An 18,187-nucleotide genomic window follows, 5' to 3' on the forward strand; every position below is an offset into this window, starting at 1 on the left:
AAACATCTTCTACCTAACTATCTTATGAAATCATTCATTTCATAGGCAGAATCCGAAAAGCCTATAACCAAAACCAAACATTTTAATTATGAAAAAAATTATTCTAAGTATGTTTTGTTTATTCTTGGCAAGTTCCTTTACAGGGATTTTTGCGCAACAACAATCATTGCAACAGCAGCGTATTGAAAAAGTTGAGCAACAAGTTCAAGAGTTTACAAAGAAAAACATGCAAAATGTTCCTCAGGAACAACTAACAACATTTAAAAATTCATTTGAACTTGGAGAGCATGGATTTTCATTTAATGATTTATCTCCTGAAGAAGAAAAAGAATATGTAGATAATTTTAAGAAAAATTATTTACGTGTTGAGTATTTTAAAAACCATCCAGAAGCTTGGACGCCTTATCAGGCAGAAATGGCTCCAATATGTGATAATGGAGGTTTTGAAGATGGGAATTTTGACAACTATGAAGGTCAGTCAGCCATCGGTTCACAAGGTGGATATAATGGTTCGCCAAACGGGGAATGTAGCGCTTTGCCAACAAGTGGCTTTGGAGGATTTTCATGGACACCAACAACTTTGAATAGTACTACAAATAATGATAACTTTACACTTGTTAGCTCTGGGAATGACCCAATTGTAGCTACAGGAGGCGGAACGTTGAGTATGATCAACCCAAATAGTCCAGATCCAAATAACTCAAGAGCTGTGCGAATCAATAGTGCGCGACCACTTCCATCAACTGGAAGCTGTAGCCCAAATAGAGGAATTAACAGATTGATAAAGCCAATTACGCTAACAGAAGATGGAATTCAAACGGTACGTTTTTATTATGCTTTAGTAGCAGAGTTTCCAAATCATACTAATAGAAACCCAATCTTTGTAGCAAGAGCTTTAGACGGGAACAATGCTGAGTTAGACAGATTATGTGTAATATCTAATCCAGCAGGAAATCCTTTTTTCACTCGCTTTACTCCAAACCCATATCCTTGTGCTACAAATCAAGTTGATATTTTATGGCAAAACTGGACATGTGCAGAACTAGAAATATCAGGGAATGCAGGAGATGTTATAAACTTAGAATTTATTGTTGCTGATTGTGGTTTTGGAGCACATTTTGGATATGCGTACGTAGATGATATTTGTGTAGAAGCATGTCAGCCAGGCGATAACTTCCAAGGAAGTATCCAATTAAACGATTTAGATCCATGTGAAGTTACACTTCCTTTTGATGTATGTGCGGATTTTATCTTACCACAATTGAATGGACAAACAGGAACACTTTCTGCTAATGATACTTCTTTAGAAATTTTGCAAAATGGAGCAGTAGTAGAAACATTAACAAATGGAGTAATTACAGGAAATACAATCTGTTTCAGTGTTGATGCTGCTGATTTTGATACACAAACTGGCGGTTATGATTTCCAAGTAAATGCAGAATTTACTATTGGAGGCGGTACGCAAACAGCAGATGATGTACATACCATACCAGGGCAAGACAATGATTATATCTTTAATAATCCTGACTGTTGTGATATTGCTGCCACCGTAGCAAATATTGTTTGTTATGATCAAGGAAGCACAGATCCTAGTGATGATACTTGGTCTATTGAGCTTACAGTAACCAATTCTGCTGGAACTACTTGGAATGCTACAACACCAAATGCAGATTCAGGAGGTTATGGAAATGCAACTCTTATTGATATGGGTAATATTTCAGACTTCCCAGGAGCATTTACTTTCCTTGTCGCTGATGACGGAGATCCTAGTTGTTCAACAACTGTTACTGTTGAAGCACCAAAACCATGTTCTCCTCCTTGTGATCTTGAAGCAACTGTTGTAGTAGGTGAATGTAATGATAACGGAACACCATCCGATTATTCAGATGATTTCTATAATGTTACTATAACTGTGAGTGGAACCAATGGACTTCCATGGATGGTTAAGAAAAAACTAGAAAGTAACGGTTTAGAAACTGTAATTCACAATGGTACTGGAGATGTTGTTGATTTAGAGTTAGGACCTTTTGACGTAAGTGACGGAGATTGGACATTATGGGTTAGTCTTACAGACTATACAGATTGTTTAATTGACACATTTATTACAGTGCCAAACTGTTGTAATGACGAACCATATATTATTCCTTACTGGCAACATCCAGCTTGCCCAGAAGTAGTTTGTACAGCAGATCAATGGCCAATTCATGTATTAAGTAGTGACGGAAGTACCATAACAAATGGAAACGGAATTACGATTGTTTGGGATAATTTGGATACTCCAGCAGATGAAAACGATATTCAAGATTGGATTTATGCGTCTGCAGAAGAAAATTGGCAAGCAACGATTACCTATCCAAATGGATGTGAGTATATTATAACATACTATGAAGACTGCTGTGATGAAGATATTTTTATTAGAGTATTAGAATGTCCTTCGGATGGTCAACTTCAATCATACCAAACAGCGCTTGAAAAAGCTATGGAAGCTGCTTCGGCAAGTCAATCTGCATCTGTAGAAAGTGAAGCGCAAAATTCATCGCAAGCACAACAAGCTCAAATTCAAAATGAATTAGACAGACTAAGAACCTACAAGGAAGCTCGTGCTAACAGTAGTGGAGATGAATGTGATCCTTGTGAATTAGGATACGTATTCATACAATTGGTAGATGCAAACGGAGACGAAATAGATATAGATGATTATGACACATTTAGTTGGAATAATGGATCTATGGTAACAAATGCCTTATTTGATTTGCCAATGGAAGATGGGCCAGCTTGCTTCACCGCCACTAAAATAGAATATGGTAAAGAATGTGTGTATCAAGATTGTTTCTTCTATGAATGTGAAGAAGAATGTTTATGTGATGAATTAACTCTTGGAGACTTAACCGTGTTCGAAGTAAATGAATGCTTATACTCAATATCAGCAAGTTCAATTGTAAACTGTTCTAGTGATCAAATTGCTAGTGAAGAATATTCTTTTACAATTAACAATGGAACACCAATCACTTCAACTGGGAATGGTATCTATCATACATTTACAGCAAATGGAGACTATGATATTACAATGAGATGGACTGTTGTAGACACTGAAGGATGTGAAACAACGGTATCTATTTCTGAAACGGTAAAAATAGACTGTATTAAAGACCCAGATCCATGTAAAGTTCCAACCAATTTACATTACGATTGTAGAAGAGCAAATTTAACATGGACAGGAGATGCAAACACAAGTTATATTGTTGAAGTAAACTGGGACGATCCTGCATGTTGTAGAGGTGGTGCTAATCCAACAAGTCAACGTTGGGATGTTACTGGAACTTCATTCCAATTACCATACATCAATCAATCAGGATGCTTTAGCTGGAGAGTTGGAGTTAAATGTAAAGATGAAATTGTTTGGTCTGCTTTAGCATGTGGAAGTTGTGATACAAAACCACATGAGCCAGGAACAAGTAGCGTAAAAACAGTAGCGAAAATTACGCCAAATCCAAATGACGGTAATATGAACATTGAAATTTCAGGAAACGACAAAACGCCTTTCACCTTAAAAGTGTATCGTTTTGATGGAACGCTGATCAAAACTTTCAATGAAAATCGTATAGAGAATCAATCAATTAAGATATCTTGGAATGGCAAATCGGTATTAAATCAAGGAATGTACTTCTTTGTTATTACTACGGATACAGAAACCATTACTAAGAAAGTTATTATAGAATAAACATAATAATGCAAGAGAATTCCAGTCAACTCCGGTTGGCTGGAATTTTATTATACCTAAACCATTATTACAAATTGAAGTATTAATTTAAACATAAAAAATTATGAAAAAAGTATTCGTAAACTGTTGCGCATTGCTACTGATGACATTCATAAGTTGTCAAAAAGAAACTATCAACACTGAAGGAACTGAAACTGTAAAAGAATCAGAAATAACACAAAAAGGAGACGGAAGTGCTTCAAATGCTGAGGTAGGTAACGAACTCGTTATTCTATATCCTGACGGAACCACAGAAGCCGAAAAAATACTAAAAAGAGCAGAATACAACATTGAAGAATTTAAAAAATGTGAATGTGCAGACCCAAACCTTGAACTTTGGGTTTTTAGCAAAAGAGAAGCTGGCGGCGGTGGTTTGGAAGACAAACGAGCAACAGCTAAATCAGATGAAGAAATAGAAGGTGCAGAATTCAATCCGAATATTAAAATAAGCGAAACTATGTTTGTTGATTTTGCGGGTATTGGAAGCCCAAGTGACGGAATTGCAAAACGAGTAGCATCAAATCAAGGCGTAACCGTTGCCGTATTAGATACAGGCATCATGTATGATTATGAAGGTTTTACCACGCCATTTTTATACAATAGCGATCAAAATGGTTGCAATGATAATGGCTATACTGAATTGTTTGGTTGGAATTTTGTAGACGAAAACAACAACCCGTATGACAATCACCAAGGAAGACACGGAACGATTGTTACACAATTAATTGCTTCTAAATTTGAAGCAGCAAACGTAAATTATCAAATTCTGCCTGTAAAAGTAGCGAGCGAAACAGGAAACATTCGGTATTTTGACGCCTTATGCGGATTTCAGTTTGCAGCAAACAAACCCGATGTAGATATTATAAATATGAGTTTTGGTTGGTATCACCATGAACGTGAGTTGCTTGAAAAGTTCATTATCGATGTTGAAGATCGAATCTTAGTTGTAACCTCAGCAGGAAACAAAGGTACCAATAATGATATGACTACACATTATCCATCATCGTATGAAGTAGATAATATTTTGGCAATTGCAGGTTTGGGAAGTGGCGGAACACCATCAAATACACCTAGCTCTTACTATGATGCTGTAGTACTAAATCCTAATGGTTCATCATCCAATAGCAATTCAGGCTTGGCAAGTTTTTCCAACAGAGGAACCATGTCAGTAGATATTGCGGCACCAAGCGAGCAAATACCTTTTATCTATAACAATGAAACATTTTATGTAGACGGAACCTCATACTCAGCTGCACTAACTTCAGGATATAGCGGAACGCTTCACTTAAATGGAATGACAGGAATCGCTTTAAGAGCAAAAGTTTTAGAAAATAGTGTGTACAATGCAAATCTTTCTGAAATACAATATTCTAGCCACATACCAGATTAGTACAATATATAGTTTAAATTAGGTTTAGGTAATCTTGCATTTAGACTATTCAAAAGGGGAGTTGCAAAACTCCTCTTTTATTAATGAAACTCAATTTTGAGAAGTCTGAAAGACGCGCTCAACATTGTAAGTTGAATTAATCCCGTTGCATAACGGGATCTCAATTTAAAATGGTACTATCTCAATTTTGAGAAGTCTGAAAGACGCGCTCAACATTGTAAGTTGAATTAATCCCGTTGGATAACGGGATCTTAAGTTCAGAATGACACTATCTCAATTTTGAGAAGTCTGAAAGACGCGCACAATAGTGTAAGTTGAATTAATCCCGTTGCATTACGGGATCTGAATTTAAAATAGCACTATCTCACTATTGAGAAGTCTGAAAGACGCACACAATAGTGTAAGTTGAATTAGAGACTGTCTGAAAAGCTTTAAAAAACGTCATTCTGAACTTGATTCAGAATCTCATTACGTTGAATCTCAATGATTATGAAAAACCGAATCAAGTTCGGTTTGACGAAACTCAGACTTTTAGAGAGACTTCTCAATCTTTACTCAATTTCTTCATCACCTTTTATAATTGCTTTTTTCTCACCACCATTAATTTTAGTGACTAAAGAAGCAGAAATTTTGTGATTTTCTAATTGAGAAATGTTTTGTTGATTTTTCATACTGTTTAATTTTTGTGTTATAATTTAGTTGTGTGTCCGTCAAGTGTCATAAAGGCGTAAAGTACGTCATTCTGAACCACGTGCTGAACTAGATTCAGTATTGATTCAGAATCACACATGATTAAAAAATCATGAATATAAACGATGTGATCCTAAATCAAGTTCAGTGTGGCGAATAATTATATGACAAAAAACGGAAATACATTAATTTAGTTACTCAATTTCTTCATCGGCCTTTGCAGTTCCTTTTCTTTCACCACCATTAATCTTAGTGGTTAATGAAGCTGGAATTTTGTAATTTTCTAATTGAGAAACATTTTTTTGATTTTTCATACTGTAAAGTTTTGTATATTAACAACGTACGAAAGTTACTAAATATTTTACAAATTACTAATTATTGCATATTAACACCTTAGTCTTAATGATTACTTCATTTAAAAGAATTCATAAATTTTCCCTACTCATTTTTTTTCTATTATCAGTATTTGTGCTTCAAGCACAAGAGATAGAGCTATGTAAATATTATAATCAACAAATTGAAAAAGAAGAGCTAACACTATCTGAAGAAGAAAGCCTTGTCGATAGTCTATTACTTATAAAAAATATAAAGATTGATACGATGAAACTTGTGCAAATTTATAGTGGGTTTATAAAAGCAGAAGGTTTGTCTCAACTTAAAAAAATAATTTCTTATGCTGATAAAATCGAGCATTTAGCTTTGAATTTGAATGATTCAAGTTTGGAAATATTCAAAAAAAACCGCAGAAATAGAATTGTTTTTTTATCTAGAGATCAACAGTTTTACAAAGCCTTAAAAGCGGGAGACAATTACTTAGAAAGATATCCAGAAGTTGATAAATCTAACGACAGAGTTTATCGATCACTTGGAAATAGTTACAGTGGTCTAGGAGATTTTCAAAAAGCAATTGCTAATTATGATGAAGCTATTTATCTATCAAAATCTTTTAAAAATAATAAAGAATTAGTGCGAACGTATATTTGTAAATTAGAAACTTTAGTCGATTTAAATGACTTAAGCTATTCAAAGCAAATATTAAAAATAGAAATCGAATTAAAGGAATTTCAAGAAACGAATGAGATAAGTTATAAAAATTCATTCGCTTTATATTTAAACTTGGGAGTATTTAATGATAAAACTAATAATGATTTTCAAAAAGCTATTTCTAATTATAAAAAGAGCCTAGAAATAAGTTTACAAGAAAACGATACTATAAATATTATTAAAAGTTATGTTAATTTAGGCGGAGTTTATAAAAATAATAAACAGTTTGATGAAGCAAAAAAATATCTATTTCAAGCAAAAGAAATTACAATAGATTTTTCTTTTCTTGCATCAATGATTTCCAACAATCTAGCAGACATCTATCAAAAAGAAAACAACCACAAAAAAGCACTCGTCCATTATCAAAAAGCAATTGTACAAGCATTGCAATCTAAAGAAATTGAGTATCAAAAATTACCAACACTGGAAGACATTGAATTCTCTCCAAATAAGCTAGATGTCTTAGGATATTTAATTGACAAAGCCAACGGTTGGGTTGCCTATTACGACGCAGAACAAAACCCTGAATATCTCCAAAATGCACTCGAAACCTTTACACTAGCCGATCAATTAATTGACATCATTTATGTAGAAAGCAGAGAAGATTTATCGAAACTATTCTGGCGAAAAAAAGGAGCAACATTCTATCCAAAAGCAGTTGAGGTTTGTTACCGTTTGCAACAACCCGAAAAAGCATTCTTCTTCATGGAAAAAAACAAAGCCATGTTATTGCTCGAAAACATGACAAATGCAACCGCAAAACGTTTGTCCAAACTTCCTGAAAATACCTTAGAACGCGAACAAAACCTTATTAAAGAAATAAAAACACTTGAAGCCGAAATTCAAGCAAGTACAAAAACTCAAACGATAGATTCACTAAAAAACAGTGTTTTCAAATACAAAAAAGAATACACAGCGTTCATAGATTCACTTGAAACGGAATTCCCAAAATACTACAATTACAAAAAAAACATAAAAATTGTTACGTTGCAAAATGTACAATCCACATTGCAAAAAGACGAATTGGTATTGCAATACATTGTTGGAAAAGAAAAAGGGTTTGTCGCGCTTATTTCTTCCGAAAAAATTCAACTAAAAGAATTACCAACCACGAAAACTCTAACAAAAACGGTTACGCAATACAAAGAAGCAGTTTCCAAACCATTTGTAAATACAGAAGACAAAAATACGTATCAAGAAGTTGCAAAAAAACTCTATCAGCAACTCATACCATTTGGCAATTCAGAAATAGAACTCGCCGAAAAACGCATCACGATTATCGCTGACGGAATATTGCAATACATTCCGTTTGAAGCTTTGCTAACGTCAGAAAACGAATACTTAATTCAAAACACAGAAATTCATTACAACTATTCACTTTCTTCGGCGGCACAATCACAACAAAACAATTCGCCAATTTCCAAAACGTTCATTGCAATTGCGCCGACCAAATTCAAAAATGATCAATTTAACGCGTTGGCAACAAGCGAAGAAGAATTGGACAAACTCACCGACATATTTAATGCAATGCATTTTCAATATGAAAAAGCGACAAAACAACGATTTACGGAAGCCTACGGAAACTACAAAATAATCCATTTATCTACACATGGCGGCATCGATAACACAATTCCTTGGATGGCTTTTTATGACGAAAAAATGACGTTAGATGAACTTTATTTTACAAAAAATCAATCAGAATTAGTGGTTTTAAGTGCTTGTAAAACTTCGGATGGCGAACTCAAAAAAGGCGAAGGTGTCATGAGTTTGGCAAGAGGATTCTTCAATGCAGGCGCAAAAAGTGTGGTTTCTTCCTTATGGGATATCAACGAAAAAGCGAGCAATGACATCATACAAGAATTCTACAAAAACATTGCTGCTGGCGATACAAAATCGAGCGCGTTACAAAAAGCAAAACTCACATACATAAAAAACAACAAAAACACAAGTGAAGCTTCTCCATACTATTGGAGCGCACTTACCATTACTGGAGATGTAACTCCTATTCATATAACTCAAAATTCGTATCTGTACTATCTTTTAGGCGGTTTTTTCCTTACGGGAATTATCATGTATATACGATTCAAAAGCAGCAACAAACAAGCAGCGTGATGGAAACTGAAACTGAAATTGAAATTGAATTTGAAAATGTCACATCGAGCGCAGTCGAGATGCTATTTTGCGAATTTTGCAATATCGAATATCGAATAAGAAATATCGAATTTTGAAGTTTTTTAATTTGTCATTGCGAGTAAGCGAAGCAATCTGCCTCTTGATTTTTTCAATTTTGTTTGAAACTAAAAAAATATCGAATATCGAATAAGAAATAATGAATGTTGAAGTTTCGTAGTGGATCATATCACATCAAGCTAAATTCAAATAAACAAACAACAAACAACAAACAACAAACAAAATATCGAATAAGAAATAAAGAATGTTGAAGTTTTTTAATTTGTCATTGCGAGTAAGCGAAGCAATCTGCCTCTTGATTTTTTCAATTTTGTTTGAAACTAAAAAAATATCGAATATCGAATAAGAAATAATGAATGTTGAAGTTTTTTAATTTTAGAACCTAGAACCTAGAACCTAGAACCTAGAACCTAGAACCTAGAACCTAGAACCTTCTTCAAATTCATAATCATTTCAGAAACAATCGCTTTCATGTCAGTCCTTGAAGACCAATCCCAATCGTTCTTAGCAACAGTATCATCAATGCTTTCTGGCCAACTATCAGCAATCTGTTGTCTAAAATCAGGTTTATAACTAATAGTAAAATCAGGCAACAACTCTTGAATCGCAATGGTTAATTCTTTTGGTGTAAAACTTGTTGCGGCAATATTATATGAAGAGCGTACTTTCACGTTTGACGCTTCTGCATTCATAAGATCAAGTGTAGCACGTACAGCATCATCCATATACATCATTGGAAGCGAAGTATCTTCACTCAAAAAACAAGTATAACGTCCATTCTTAATTGCTTCATGAAAAATTTCTACGGCATAATCTGTTGTTCCGCCGCCAGGATTTGCTTTCCAGCTAATAATACCAGGATAGCGAATACTTCGGATATCAACACCGAAATTCTTATGGTAATATTCACACCAACGTTCGCCGGATAACTTACTAATTCCGTAAACGGTAGAAGGTTCCATAATGGTATATTGTGGTGTATTTTTCTTGGGAGAATTTTGACCGAATACAGCAATAGAGCTTGGCCAAAATATTTTTTTGATGATCTTATCTTTGGCAAGATTCAGCACGTGAAGCAAAGAATTCATATTCAAATCCCAAGCCAACTCCGGATTTTTCTCAGCGGCAGCAGAAAGTATAGCCGCCATCAAATACACATCCGTAATTTCATGTTTCTCAATACAAGCGCGAATAGCTTCTTTATCTCTTGCGTCAAGAACTTCAAAAGTTCCTCCGCTACATACGTTACTTTCGCTTTTTCGGATATCAGTTGCAACAACATTTGCAGTGCCATAAGTGTCTCGCAAAACGGCTGTAAGCTCCGTGCCTATCTGCCCGCAGGCACCAATAATTAAAACTTTTGTACTCATTAAAAATAATAAAATATGTGTACAAATATATAGAATTCTAATGCTAGCGAATACGAAAAACCTACTTTAATAGCCAATATTTTTGATAAATTCATAAAATCCAATGGCTTAGCATGGTAAAATTTGTTAAAACAACAAACAGACATAAAAAACTAACTATATTTGTTTTTCGTTTTTCTAACAACATCGATAGTCAAAAATTAATGAAGAAAATCATCGTATCTCTGCTTGTTATCATCACCTTTTTTGCATGTAAAAAAGAGCAAGAAGCTACACGCTCTGCTGAGACGCAAAGTCAAGAGGAATATTTTGCCAAAAACAAGTTGACCATTCCGAAAAAAGCACAACTAAAAGAACTAACACCAACACAGAAAAAATTGGTGCAAGATTGGTTGGAATTCACAGCCATACACGAAAACATAAAACTCATCAATGCTAGTACGCGCTTTGCAATTGCAGAAGATTTGGGTCAATTAGCAGCAAATATTGATACACTAGGATTTAAAAAATTTCCAAAAGAATTGGACGTTATGCAAATACGCAGCCGATTATTAGTCCTAAAAACGAAAGCATTAAAACTACAAGATGATGCAACAGACGATAATGTTCCGAATGATTTCTTAGAAAAAGAAATTGCAGAAATGAACAAAGTATTCAATGCAGTTTGTTATCAAATAGAACAAACTTCCGAATTAAATATTCTACCTGAAGAAATTCTTGGGAACTCACTAAAAAAGAAAGATAGCACTAAGGTGAAAATAGAAGAAAAAAAGGAGCAAAAACCCAAAATGAAACTTCCTAAAAAGCCATTCAAACAAATAGAACCAGAAAACAACTAAATTTTGAAAAAACTAATTGTACTCTCAATCATTACCGCGTTTATATCGTGTAACACAGAAAAATCGCGACAAAAAGTGGAAGACTTTCGTCTAGAAAAAAGCAAAACGGAAATCAATATAGTTTTAGACGCTTGGCACAAAGCCGCTGCGGACGCCGATTTTGACGCGTATTTTTCCAAAATGACAGCTGATGCTATCTTTATAGGAACTGATGCTACTGAAAACTGGGAAAACGCTGCATTTAAAGAATTTTCAAAACCGTATTTTGACAAAGGAAAAGCGTGGAGTTTTACGGCGTTAGAACGAAATGTATTTATATCGGAATATGGCGATATTGCATGGTTTGATGAACTATTAGACACACAAATGGAATTATGTAGAGGTTCTGGTGTGCTCAAAAAAGTTGATGATACATGGAAAATTTCTCACTATGTACTTTCCATTGCCATTCCAAATGACAACGTTCCAGAAGTTATCAAACTAAAAAAAGAAAACGACTCAATCGTAAAATCTCAACTATAGAATATCTTAAAAAAATGTTAATGTGCCGAATAACGGTAACATTACGGTTAATATTTATACTAAATTGCATAGAACTAATTAAATACAATCAAACAAATGAAGATAAATTTAAAACTAGCACTTTGCTTTACAGCGAGCGCACTTCTTTTTTCTTGTGAAGATAAAAAAGAAGAAAAGAAAGAAGTAGCTGTCATTCCAGGAATCAACTTGGATTATATGGACACATCAGTAAGTCCTAAAGATGATTTTTACACGTATGTAAATGGTAAATGGATGGAAACTACTGAAATTCCTGCAGACAGAACTTCTTGGGGAGGATTTGGAGTATTGCGTAAAGATACTGACCAAGATGTATTGGCTATTCTTGATGAAGCAAACAAAAGCGGAAAATACAAAGCAACTTCTGATCAAGGGAAAGCGTTGTTAATTTACAATTCTATCTTAGATACTGCGGCAAGAAACAAAGCAGGCATTAAGCCATTGCAACCAGCATTAGACGCAATTGCAAGCATCAAAAATATTGCAGACATGCAAACTGTTATTGCTAAAAATGTAGCAACAATTTCAGCACCTTTTATGGGATTAACAGGATTTGCAAACTTGTCAGATAGTAGTATGAACGCGGCATACGTGGTTCCTGGTAGTTTGGGATTGCCAGAAAGAGATTACTACTTAGATAAAGATGAAAAATCTCAAGAAATTAGACAAAAATATGTAGCACACATTACACGTATGTTACAATTTTTAGGTGATAGCGAAGAAAAAGCTAGAAAAGATGCTGAAACAATTTTGGCTTTAGAAACAAAATTAGCATCACCAAGATTGGATAAAGTAGAAAGTAGAGATATGCGTAACTTTAACAATCCACGCTCTGTACAAGAACTTTCTGAAATGACACCAGCAATTAATTGGAATAAATTAATGGCTGATTTAGAAATGAAAAAAATAGATACAATTATTGTAATGCAACCAGGTTACATGACTGCTTTACAAGAAATTCTAACGACAGCAAGTGTTGAAGATATGAAAACGTTAATGCGTTGGTCAACATTAAACAATTCTGCAAGCCAATTAACTACGGAGTTAGATAAAGCAAACTGGGATTTCTATTCAAAAGAATTAAACGGAGCAAAAGAACAACGCAAAGCAGATGAAAGAGCGTTGGCAACTGTAAACGGAACTGTTGGAGAAGCAATTGGACAATTATATGTGGATGCTAAATTTCCGCCAGAAGCAAAAGAAAAAGCAGAAAAAATGATCACAAATGTGATTGAAGCGTACAAAGAAAGAATCATGAACTTAGACTGGATGAGTCCAGAAACAAAAGAAAAAGCAGTTGAAAAGCTTGACAAGTTTACGGTAAAAATTGGATATCCTGACAAATGGGAAGATTACGCTAGCTTAGAAGTAAAAGAAGGAAACTCATATTATGACAACATGGTAGCTGTTGGAAAATGGGGATACAGAAAAAATCTTGATGAAATCAATGAGCCAGTTGACAAAACAGAATGGGGAATGTCGCCACAAACAGTGAACGCATACTTTAATCCATTAAACAATGAAATCGTTTTTCCAGCAGCAATTTTACAACCGCCTTTTTATAACTATCAAGCTGATGATGCTGTAAATTATGGTGGAATTGGAGCTGTAATTGGACACGAAATTTCACATGCATTTGATGATTCTGGAGCACGTTTTGACGCTGATGGAAACTTGAAAAACTGGTGGACAGAAGACGATTTAACACAATTTACAAAAAGAGGAGATGCATTAGCAGCTCAATATAGTGCTATTGAAGTATTAGATAGTGTTTACATCAATGGTAAATATACGTTAGGTGAAAACATTGGAGATTTAGGTGGTGTTTTAGGTGCATATGATGGTTTACAACGTCATATTAAAGAAAACGGACGACCAGATAAAATTGATGGTTTCACAGCAGAACAACGTTTTTTCCTTTCTTGGGCAACTGTTTGGAGAACAAAAATGAGAGAAGAAGCTTTGCGTACAAGAATCAAAACGGATACGCATTCGCCAGGACAATACAGAGCATATGTTCCATTACAAAATATCGACGCTTTTTACGAAGCATTTGATGTTAAAGAAGGAGACAAAATGTACATTGCTCCAGAAAATAGAGTTCGTATTTGGTAAGTATCAAATTATAATAATATAGCAAAGAGGCTGTCTGAAAAGATTAAAAGGCGTCATTCTGAACTTGATTCAGAATCTCATAACAGTAATTTTCATTGATTATGAGAAACCGAATCAAGTTCGGTTTGACGAAACTTAGACTTTAGACAGCCTCTTTTTTTATATTCCGTGCCTAACACTGAATCTTATCGTTTGAAGTAGTATCAAGTCTTGATTCTTAACTCTAAAAGCGGCTTGTACTGAGTGAAATCGAAGTAAGCGGTCTTTAATCTTAATAAATATCTAAAACTGAATCGTCTTCTTCACTAAAACTGCATCATTCAACACAAAAGGTCTTGGCATCATGTTTTTAGCGCGCGCAGGAACTGAAAACAACGGGTTTTCTAGTAAATCAAAAGAAGCTTCGTAAATAATAAATTCTATTCTTTCAGTTGGTTTTGCAGTAAATGAAAGCACTAACGGTTCGTTATCTGAAACATAATATGTAACCAAACGTTTGCTTCGCTTATTTGGTATTTTTTCCACCATAATTCCGTTAATCTGTAAAGTTTCAAGTCGTTTTCCATCACCAAAGACTTCAATTCTATTCACATTTCGTTGCGGAATAATAGTCACATCTATATGACGAATAGTATTGTAAATCGTGTCTTTTGTTGTTTCAAAAAGTGGTAGTGGAATTGACTTAACAGGCGCAGTTTGCGAATACGTAAATCCACCTTTATACTTACTATCCATAATTTCTTTTGCATTCGCTGTCATCGATTCGTCTTTGATGTAATTCTTTGTCCAATCGTCCAAAATGCCATCATACGTATTCCAATTGGCTGTATTTTTATCTGCATCTAAAACATATACCAAGCTATTTGGTTTTTGGCGTGTTTCTGAAAAATCTGATTTCGCATGCGCGATAAAAAATGTAACAATCGCCATTAGAAAGAATAAATACGCGGTCCATTTTTTACGTTTATACAATCCGAAAACAGGCATTAACAATCCGATCAATAATACAATTAACAACGCAACAACTGCAATAATTTTCAATCCTAAACCAACAGGAAATAGTTTGAGAAACGGAACCAATATAAATACTGCTGGAATTGCTAAAATGGTTAAAAATAATGCGGAAGGTTTTTTTTGTTGTTTGATCAGAAAAAAGACAGAAACCAAACTTAATAATACTGGAATACTTATAAAACTTGCGCCATCTAAATAGAAAGCGGCAAGTGCAGTAATCACAATCCAGAAGAAAAGCGGAGCAATTGTCAGGTTTGCAGGTGTAATTTTTTTGCCAAATTTATGATATGAATAAAATGTAATTCCTAAAGACAAAAACGCAAAAAGGAAAATATATGTGTAGCCATTATATGTAAATCCATGTTGAATTTCGGCATAATTCGGATAGATCCAATTAATAAACATCCAACCTAAAACAGTTGCCGCACAACTTACAATTAAAGCAACTAAGAACGGAATAAACCCGAACATAATTCCGTTGCCAGAAAGCATTTTTTCTTTAAATCCGTAAATTAATACACCTATAAATAACAGCACAATTAAGAGTAACATTGGCAGAATCCAACTAAAAGGATACGTATGAAAACCAAAAGGCGTATTGAAATAAATTAAATCATCAGCTGATGTCATTTGTGTCAAATCTTGCTTGGAAAAATAGTCTAACAAAGGCATCAAATAACTTCCTTGATGCGTCAACGTATTAAAGTCTAAATTTTCAGGCGTATCATTTTCGGTGTGATAATCAAAATGATCGTCAATAAACGCAAAGTTGAATCCTTGAATGTTTCCATCTTCCCGAAAAACAGTCAAATCTGTATCATTCGGAAGCATTTTATAAATACTATAAGCGAGCGAATTCCCAACAGGATATTTTGTATCAGCATTTTGAAACGCTTTAATCAATTTGGCATTTCCATTGTTCGTTTCCAACAACATAATACTTGGTCCGCCACTTCCGCGCGCTTCAAAATTCAACACCAAACCAACATCTTTTGCCCACGGATGTTCATTTACAAACAATTCGGCACCATTTAATCCTAATTCTTCTCCATCAGAAATTAATAAAATAATATCATTTTCTGGTTGTTCGCTTTTGGCTAAAAAAGCTCTTGTTCCTTCTAAAATAGTTGCCACGCCACTTGCAGCATCACTTGCGCCAACTGCAGAATGCGGATCACTATCGTAATGTGACAATAATAATAATGCTTTTGTAGAATTCTTCCCTTTAATTTGAGCTATTATATTTTTTGGCTTGGAAATATTTCCCCAATTATCAAGCGTAAAACCTTCTTGTATTATCGGTTCTAAACCTAATTTTTTTAATTCAGCAATAATATAATTACGAACAGTTTCATGTGCTTTTGAACCTACATAATGTGGTTCTTTGGCAATTTCGTTGACATGTGCAAACGCGCGAACCGTAGAAAATTCAGTTTTCGGAACTTTTCCTTCTGTGGTTTCTTGTGGCATTACACTATAAAAACTAAGGTAAACCGCAAGTGCAATTAATAAAAAGGAAAGGAATGTAAAACGGGCTTTTGGTGTGTTCATGTTGGTTGGTTATAAGGATGCTTAAAAGTAGTAAAAAGTGAACAGTAAATGTTATGAAATTGTTGTTTTAGGTTTACCAATTAAAAAAGAGTAACTTTAGTAATTACCAAATCTTAGAAATTATGGGAATAAAAAGTTTTCAAGGCGCACGAAAAGTGCAAGCTAATACCACGAGTAAAGCGGAAGCATTAAAAGTTAGTGATTATATGACACGGAATTTGATCACGTTTAAACCTGAGCAAACTGTGGAAGAAGTAATTCAAAAGTTAATTCAGCATAAAATTTCTGGCGGACCAGTTGTGAATGATAAAAATGAATTGATCGGAATGATTTCGGAAGGTGATTGTATTAAGCAAATTTCGGACAGTCGTTATTATAATATGCCTTTTGAGCAAAATAAAATTGAAGCGCATATGGTAAAAAATGTAGAAACTATTGATGGAAATTTAGATATTTTTGATGCTGCAAATAAGTTTATTCAATCTAAAAGAAGACGTTTTCCAATTGTAGAAAATGGCAAATTGGTTGGGCAAATTAGTCAGAAAGACATTTTAAAAGCTGCGATGAATTTAAAAGGGCAGAACTGGAAGTAATACTATTTATAGTTTTCGCTTTACGCGTTTCATAGCTTTTGGTTCATCTGTAACTAGTAATCGTTGTTCTTTAGTTCCTGATAATACCAGTATTCTTCCATCGGAATAACTGTCCATTGGCGTGTCAATAATTTGCCAATTACCGATGCCCATAATGGCAATTTCTTCATTAACTTCAATAATTCTTTCTTGATATTGAAGCGGTTTGTTCATTCCAAAAATACTTTTATCTTTAATTCCATGTTCATTTAAATACTGTACAATTGCGGCATTAGTATTATTAAAAACTCTTGAGTGAAATGAATGATCGGTTACTAAATGAATGAGTTTCTCAAATTCGCGCCGTGCATTTAAGTGTAAAACAGCACTTTCCGTTCCAGTTTGTATAAAGAAATCTTGGAATTGGACATCTTTAATGACATTGCGCCATTGTTTCCCTTTATTTTCTTTTACAATCACTTCAAAGTAGACGCATTCTCGTTTGCTTAATGGTGCAATTAATGGTTTGCCTACGTGTTTGGCATTTCCAACAATTTTTACATATTCATGTTCACGGACACTCTGAATGTTTTTTCTGCGAGTTTTTTTTAATTGACGGAGAATTTTATGTTTTGGACTATAATAGATTCCTAAAAAGATTAAAGTGGCAATACCGATAATAAACATTGCGGGAAATATCAGATTTGTATAGTCCATATAAAACGTGTTGTTTTTTGATTTAAGAATTCTTTTTTACTAATAAATAATAATCATTTTCTAGTGCCAAATATCCTTGATCGTACACATAATAATACGTCGATTCGGCTTTGGTCACATAGATAGAAGTGAAATAATTAAAATCAAATCCTTTTTCCAAAAGTTTTCCTTTCGTCGTTTTTGTTTTTTGATTCACGTTTAAATCTTCCAAAATTCGCCAATTTTTGCGCAGGCGATTGTTGATATTACGAATCAGATTTTTTCCATCTTTATTCAGTCGATTATTATATGCGTTGCGACAATAATCGCTACAAAACTTTTTATCAATACGACCTTTAAACGTATCGTTACATTCCAAACATTCTTTGTCCATA

General features: G+C 34.1%; 11 protein-coding genes. 7 read left to right on the forward strand and 4 right to left on the reverse strand.

The genetic code is table 11. The features are described 5' to 3' along the window. Window positions 1-88 precede the first annotated feature (88 nt). The 3 genes from IMCC3317_RS15505 (at window position 89) to IMCC3317_RS15515 (ending at window position 8,996) form a co-directional block, all read left to right on the forward strand. On the forward strand, window positions 89-3,721 hold the full coding sequence (locus tag IMCC3317_RS15505; RefSeq protein WP_160130404.1) for a T9SS type A sorting domain-containing protein: 3,633 nt from the start codon (window positions 89-91) through the stop codon (window positions 3,719-3,721). A gap of 103 nt (window positions 3,722-3,824) precedes the next feature. Beyond that, on the forward strand, window positions 3,825-5,150 hold the full coding sequence (locus IMCC3317_RS15510) for a S8 family serine peptidase (RefSeq protein WP_160130405.1): 1,326 nt from the start codon (window positions 3,825-3,827) through the stop codon (window positions 5,148-5,150). 1,092 nt (window positions 5,151-6,242) lie between these two features. Next, a complete protein-coding gene (locus IMCC3317_RS15515) occupies window positions 6,243-8,996 on the forward strand; it encodes a CHAT domain-containing protein (RefSeq protein WP_160130406.1) in 2,754 nt (917 codons plus the stop codon). A gap of 488 nt (window positions 8,997-9,484) precedes the next feature. Here the strand turns inward: IMCC3317_RS15515 and IMCC3317_RS15520 are convergent, their stop codons facing one another. Then, on the reverse strand, window positions 9,485-10,444 hold the full coding sequence (locus tag IMCC3317_RS15520) for an NAD-dependent epimerase/dehydratase family protein (RefSeq protein WP_160130407.1): 960 nt from the start codon (window positions 10,442-10,444) through the stop codon (window positions 9,485-9,487). 203 nt (window positions 10,445-10,647) lie between these two features. Here IMCC3317_RS15520 and IMCC3317_RS15525 point away from each other — a divergent pair, with 203 nt between their 5' ends. From IMCC3317_RS15525 to IMCC3317_RS15535, 3 genes are all read left to right on the forward strand, one after another. Beyond that, complete coding sequence (locus tag IMCC3317_RS15525; protein ID WP_160130408.1) at window positions 10,648-11,283, forward strand: hypothetical protein; 636 nt, start codon at window positions 10,648-10,650, stop codon at window positions 11,281-11,283. 3 nt (window positions 11,284-11,286) lie between these two features. Further along, complete coding sequence (locus IMCC3317_RS15530; RefSeq protein ID WP_160130409.1) at window positions 11,287-11,805, forward strand: nuclear transport factor 2 family protein; 519 nt, start codon at window positions 11,287-11,289, stop codon at window positions 11,803-11,805. Window positions 11,806-11,901: 96 nt separating this feature from the next. Beyond that, on the forward strand, window positions 11,902-13,959 hold the full coding sequence (locus IMCC3317_RS15535; RefSeq protein WP_160130410.1) for a M13 family metallopeptidase: 2,058 nt from the start codon (window positions 11,902-11,904) through the stop codon (window positions 13,957-13,959). Window positions 13,960-14,241: 282 nt separating this feature from the next. Here IMCC3317_RS15535 and IMCC3317_RS15540 read toward each other — a convergent pair whose 3' ends face one another. After that, the gene (locus tag IMCC3317_RS15540) at window positions 14,242-16,524 is read right to left on the reverse strand and encodes a M28 family peptidase (RefSeq protein ID WP_160130411.1); all 2,283 of its coding nucleotides are present in this window, start codon (window positions 16,522-16,524) and stop codon (window positions 14,242-14,244) included. 122 nt (window positions 16,525-16,646) lie between these two features. Here IMCC3317_RS15540 and IMCC3317_RS15545 point away from each other — a divergent pair, with 122 nt between their 5' ends. Continuing rightward, window positions 16,647-17,117: a CBS domain-containing protein gene (locus tag IMCC3317_RS15545; protein ID WP_160130412.1), complete on the forward strand. Its 471-nt coding sequence runs from the start codon at window positions 16,647-16,649 to the stop codon at window positions 17,115-17,117. Between the two features lie 6 nt (window positions 17,118-17,123). Here the strand turns inward: IMCC3317_RS15545 and IMCC3317_RS15550 are convergent, their stop codons facing one another. Further along, a complete protein-coding gene (locus tag IMCC3317_RS15550) occupies window positions 17,124-17,813 on the reverse strand; it encodes a hypothetical protein (RefSeq protein ID WP_160130413.1) in 690 nt (229 codons plus the stop codon). Window positions 17,814-17,835: 22 nt separating this feature from the next. Then, a complete protein-coding gene (locus IMCC3317_RS15555) occupies window positions 17,836-18,186 on the reverse strand; it encodes a hypothetical protein (protein ID WP_160130414.1) in 351 nt (116 codons plus the stop codon). Window position 18,187: the final 1 nt, after the last annotated feature.

The sequence above is a fragment of the Kordia antarctica genome, assembly GCF_009901525.1.
GTDB lineage: Bacteria > Bacteroidota > Bacteroidia > Flavobacteriales > Flavobacteriaceae > Kordia > Kordia antarctica.

Coding starts and splice junctions, on each gene's coding strand:
- IMCC3317_RS15505 (WP_160130404.1), top strand. CDS start 89: ATGAAAAAAATTATTCTAAGTATGTTTTGTTTATTCTTGGCAAGTTCC.
- IMCC3317_RS15510 (WP_160130405.1), top strand. CDS start 3,825: ATGAAAAAAGTATTCGTAAACTGTTGCGCATTGCTACTGATGACATTC.
- IMCC3317_RS15515 (WP_160130406.1), top strand. CDS start 6,243: ATGATTACTTCATTTAAAAGAATTCATAAATTTTCCCTACTCATTTTT.
- IMCC3317_RS15520 (WP_160130407.1), bottom strand. CDS start 10,444: ATGAGTACAAAAGTTTTAATTATTGGTGCCTGCGGGCAGATAGGCACG.
- IMCC3317_RS15525 (WP_160130408.1), top strand. CDS start 10,648: ATGAAGAAAATCATCGTATCTCTGCTTGTTATCATCACCTTTTTTGCA.
- IMCC3317_RS15535 (WP_160130410.1), top strand. CDS start 11,902: ATGAAGATAAATTTAAAACTAGCACTTTGCTTTACAGCGAGCGCACTT.
- IMCC3317_RS15540 (WP_160130411.1), bottom strand. CDS start 16,524: ATGAACACACCAAAAGCCCGTTTTACATTCCTTTCCTTTTTATTAATT.
- IMCC3317_RS15545 (WP_160130412.1), top strand. CDS start 16,647: ATGGGAATAAAAAGTTTTCAAGGCGCACGAAAAGTGCAAGCTAATACC.
- IMCC3317_RS15550 (WP_160130413.1), bottom strand. CDS start 17,813: ATGGACTATACAAATCTGATATTTCCCGCAATGTTTATTATCGGTATT.
- IMCC3317_RS15555 (WP_160130414.1), bottom strand. CDS start 18,186: ATGGACAAAGAATGTTTGGAATGTAACGATACGTTTAAAGGTCGTATT.